The organism is Agreia sp. (assembly GCF_964263775.1).
Lineage (GTDB): Bacteria > Actinomycetota > Actinomycetes > Actinomycetales > Microbacteriaceae > Agreia.
On record NZ_CAXVWM010000192.1, the window covers coordinates 1 to 3556 of the forward strand.

General features: G+C 68.0%; 6 protein-coding genes and 1 pseudogene. 2 read left to right on the top strand and 5 right to left on the bottom strand.

What is annotated here, in order from left to right; genetic code table 11:
• The 3 genes from ACE5CZ_RS13805 to ACE5CZ_RS13815 form a co-directional block, all read right to left on the bottom strand.
• Window positions 1-206: DEAD/DEAH box helicase (locus tag ACE5CZ_RS13805; RefSeq protein WP_374947911.1), on the bottom strand; the 206-nt coding region annotated here is incomplete at its 3' end.
• Between the two features lie 230 nt (window positions 207-436).
• Window positions 437-1066 (bottom strand): DUF1684 domain-containing protein, encoded by a 630-nt coding sequence (locus ACE5CZ_RS13810; protein WP_374947912.1) that lies wholly within the window; start codon window positions 1064-1066, stop codon window positions 437-439.
• A gap of 9 nt (window positions 1067-1075) precedes the next feature.
• Entirely contained in the window at window positions 1076-1618 is a 543-nt protein-coding gene (locus ACE5CZ_RS13815) for a hypothetical protein (protein ID WP_374947913.1), read from the bottom strand.
• 133 nt (window positions 1619-1751) lie between these two features.
• Between ACE5CZ_RS13815 and ACE5CZ_RS13820 the strand changes: the two genes are divergently transcribed.
• The gene (locus tag ACE5CZ_RS13820; protein WP_374947914.1) at window positions 1752-2054 is read left to right on the top strand and encodes a DUF427 domain-containing protein; all 303 of its coding nucleotides are present in this window, start codon (window positions 1752-1754) and stop codon (window positions 2052-2054) included.
• Between the two features lie 136 nt (window positions 2055-2190).
• The gene (locus tag ACE5CZ_RS13825) at window positions 2191-2802 is read left to right on the top strand and encodes an HD domain-containing protein (protein WP_374947915.1); all 612 of its coding nucleotides are present in this window, start codon (window positions 2191-2193) and stop codon (window positions 2800-2802) included.
• A gap of 17 nt (window positions 2803-2819) precedes the next feature.
• Here the strand turns inward: ACE5CZ_RS13825 and ACE5CZ_RS13830 are convergent, their stop codons facing one another.
• Complete coding sequence (locus ACE5CZ_RS13830; RefSeq protein WP_374947916.1) at window positions 2820-3311, bottom strand: SprT-like domain-containing protein; 492 nt, start codon at window positions 3309-3311, stop codon at window positions 2820-2822.
• 53 nt (window positions 3312-3364) lie between these two features.
• A pseudogene (locus ACE5CZ_RS13835) lies at window positions 3365-3556 on the bottom strand (hypothetical protein); the annotation flags it as partial.

Genomic DNA, 3556 nt, shown 5'->3' on the forward strand with positions numbered 1-3556 from the left:
GCGCCACCGAGGCGGGCGACCATGGGAATGGAGAAGGCCAGGGTCTTGCCCGAGCCCGTCTTTCCGCGGCCGAGCACGTCGCGGCCGGCCAGGGTGTCGGGGAGGGTGTCGAGCTGGATCGGGAAGGGCTCGGTGATGCCGGCGCTGGTGAGCGCGGCGACGACGGGCGCGGGAACGCCGAGCGAGGAGAAGGTGGGTGTTGACATAGCTGTTTCGGTGCCTTTCAGGCATCGGATCCGCAGCGTGACACGACGGCATCGCACAGAGAGGCTTTCTCGTCAATGCCGCGACTGTGCGGAAATGATGGCGAAGGTGCCAGTAGGCACTTCCGTTCGCCGTGAGAAAGTTTTCGCGGATTCTCGGGCACGGGGCCCGCACCGCAAGGTGCGTTCTACGACGCAGGGAGCGCATGAATGCGCTCGCAAGTAGTTACAGCCTAGCGCACATACAACTCGCCCACCGGTATGCCGTCGGACAGGCGGTTGGCGGGAGGGGCCAACGGGCAGGCCCAGGCGGGGTCGTACGCGCACGACGGGTTGTAGGCGAAATTGAAGTCGAGCACCACCGAGCCGCGAGCATCGCCCTCGCCGAGGTGCGCCCCCTTGATGGAATCGAGCAGGTAGCGCCCGCCTCCGTAGGTTCCGCCGGGCGTGCCCGCGAGCCCGTCACGCACGGGAATGAACAGGCCCCCTCCATACGAGCGCAGTCGCCATACAGCGAGCGAGCCGACGTCGGGGATGCTCGCGTGCCCGACCAGCTCGAACGGCACGACGCCGTCGGTGCCGGTTTCGAAGTCGAACCCGCCCGGCGCATCCGGGGCCGTGACCTCGACCTCGAACCGCCACGCCGGGTCGTAGGGCGCGACGGGAAGGCCGGTGAAGCCGGGCCTGTCGTCGGGCAGCAGGGGGGTCTGCGGATGCGTGCGGAACAGTGCGTCGCGGCCGTCGCGCCACACGCCGTGGGCCGCTTCGGCATTCACCAGCGCGAGTACGCGAACTTCGGCGTAGAGGGCAAAGACACGCTGGCGCCAATCGGCGACCTGGATGGCGGAATCGACTGACGTCATCGGATCAGGTTATGCCGCGATGTCGGGGTCGACGCCCGCGGATGCGTTCCCTGAGCTCGTCGAAGGGAGCAGCGGGTCGAACGCCCAGCTCGGCGCCAGCTGCCGCAGTCGTGCGCCGCGCCACTGCCAGAACGCCCACATGCCGTACCAGGCGGCCGGCGTCAAGGCTCCGGCGCCGATGATGAGCCGGTCGCGGTAGAGGGTCTTGCCCGTGCCGGCCGGGTCTGGCGCGATCGCCATCTGGTGATCCCACGTGGTGGGGATGGCGACGGCCCCCGAGATGCCGCGCCCCGAGTCGCGCACGATGCGCACCCCGTCGGGGCGTTCGGCGAACGAGAGCCGGATGATCTGCTTGCCGAGCGGAATCAGGCCGCCGCCCTCGATTTCGACGGGATGCTGACCCGGTTGCCAGATCGTCGGAAACCCATCGGCGCTCAGCGAGCGGATCGTCAGAAAGGGACTCGACACCTCGCGAAACACGGCCGGACTGCGGATGGCCCGCCACGCGGCATCCGGATCGGTGTCGAGCACGAACTTCAACAGAACTTTCATGGGGGCCTCCGCTGCCAGTCTGCGCGGCCACGTCTGCTGCGACAAGTCGAGGGCCGCTTGCGTCTCCTTTTCACGTCTGGCCCGGGGCAGTGGCGAGTCGCGAGGGCGTAGCGTGGGTGCAGGAGGTTTCATCATGAAAGCAGTCGTCAACGGCACCGTCATCGCCGAGGCACCCAAGGAAGACCTGATCGCCATCGAGGGAAACTGGTACTTTCCGCCGTCTAGCGTGAACGCCGACCTGCTCACGCCGACAGATACGCCGTACACCTGCCCGTGGAAGGGCGAGTGCCAGTACTTCAGCGTGAGCGACAGTGGCGCGAGCCTCAAGGATCGGGCCTGGAGTTATCCGAAGCCGTACCCCGCGTCGTTCGACCGCGTGGGCAAGGACTTCAGCAACTACGTCGCGTTCTGGAAAGAAGTTCAGGTCGTCGAGTAACGGCCTCATCCAGTTGCCCGAAAACGCCGCCTCAGCGTCATGCGAGGCGGCGTTTTCGGGCAATTCGGCAGCTTCTCGTGGGTGCCTGACCGGGCGACGGGGGCGCGGTCGGCGTGCCGGCCGTAGCGTCGAGGGCATGAGCGAACTAGTGATGCTGCCCACCGGTGAGACCGCGCGTCGAGCGCTCGACTGGGTCGAGCGCACCGAGGAGCGCTCGATCGCCAACCACAGTGTGCGCACGTTTCTGCACGGGAGGGGAGTGGCGGCATCCGAGGGCCTGGTCGCCGGCCAGGATTACGACGCCGAGCTGCTGTTTCTCGCCTGCGTGCTGCACGACATCGGAACCACGGACCAGGCCGACGGCGAGGTGCGCTTCGAGGTCGACGGAGCCGATGCGGCCGCCCGTTTTCTCACCGCCGAGGGGATCCCGGCCGCTCGGACGGATCTCGTGTGGGAGGCGATCGCCCTGCACACCTCGCCCCAGATCGCCGAGCGTCGTGGCCCCATCACCCGGTTGACCCGGCTCGGCGTGCTCGGAGACTTCGGCCTCGACACGATCGGGGCCGCCGAGCGCCAGGCGATCGAGGATGCCTATCCACGGCTCGATGTGGAGAAGCACCTCGGCGACGCGGTGCTCGAGCAAGCCCTGCGCAGTCCCGCGAAGGCGCCGCGCAACTCGTGGCCGGCGAGCCTGGTGCGCGCGCACCTCGACGACCCGCACAACAGCGGAGTCAGCGAGGCCTTCTGACGCGCAGTATCTGCGCCTCAGGCGCGAGCGGCTGCCTGGCGTCGGCGCGCGGGGTCGATCTCGCGCCGCTGCCAGGTGATCACGTTGGCCGGGTCGAACCGTCTGGAGCACATGCCGCACGCCAGCGTGCGGGCTGGCTTGCGGTAACGGAAGTGCTCGTGCCCCGCCGGGCAGGTGCCCGCCCACGGGGAGAGTTCGTCGGCGACCGATCCGGCGTGCGTGCGCGAACCCACGTAGCCGAGGGATGCGGCGATGCGCCTCCACGACGGACCGTGCCCCGCCCGATGGCCGGCCATCGCGTGCGCGACCTCGTGCAGCAGCACCTGGTGGATCTCGTCGTCGTCGAACGTGGCGGCGAGGTAGCGCGAGACCGTGATGCGCTTGGTGGTGAAGCTGCACAGGCCGGCGCGGGTCTTGGCATTGTCGAAGCCGAATGACCACTGCGACGCGTCGAGATGCAGCGCTATGAGGGCGTTCGCCCAGACACGTACTTTCGCGAGATCAGCCACGCGAAGACACTAACCCGGGCATCCGACATCGACCGTTCGGCCGAAATCGAGCTTCAGCGATCCGGCTCGCTGAGGAACGACTCGGTGACGGCCACGGCCACGAGCGAGCTCTCGAGTTGATCGAGCGACGCGCCCATCTTCTCGTAGAGGAACACGGTCGACGTGAAGTCGGCGAGAGCCGCCACGTAGTCGCCCAGGTCGAAGAGGACCTTGCCTCGAGTCAGCTGCGCCGCCGCCTCGAGTGG

What these genes read in the sequence shown, in the direction of transcription:
- ACE5CZ_RS13810 (WP_374947912.1), bottom strand. Translation starts at nt 1,066, where the DNA reads ATGACGTCAGTCGATTCCGCCATCCAGGTCGCCGATTGGCGCCAGCGT.
- ACE5CZ_RS13815 (WP_374947913.1), bottom strand. Translation starts at nt 1,618, where the DNA reads ATGAAAGTTCTGTTGAAGTTCGTGCTCGACACCGATCCGGATGCCGCG.
- ACE5CZ_RS13820 (WP_374947914.1), top strand. Translation starts at nt 1,752, where the DNA reads ATGAAAGCAGTCGTCAACGGCACCGTCATCGCCGAGGCACCCAAGGAA.
- ACE5CZ_RS13825 (WP_374947915.1), top strand. Translation starts at nt 2,191, where the DNA reads ATGAGCGAACTAGTGATGCTGCCCACCGGTGAGACCGCGCGTCGAGCG.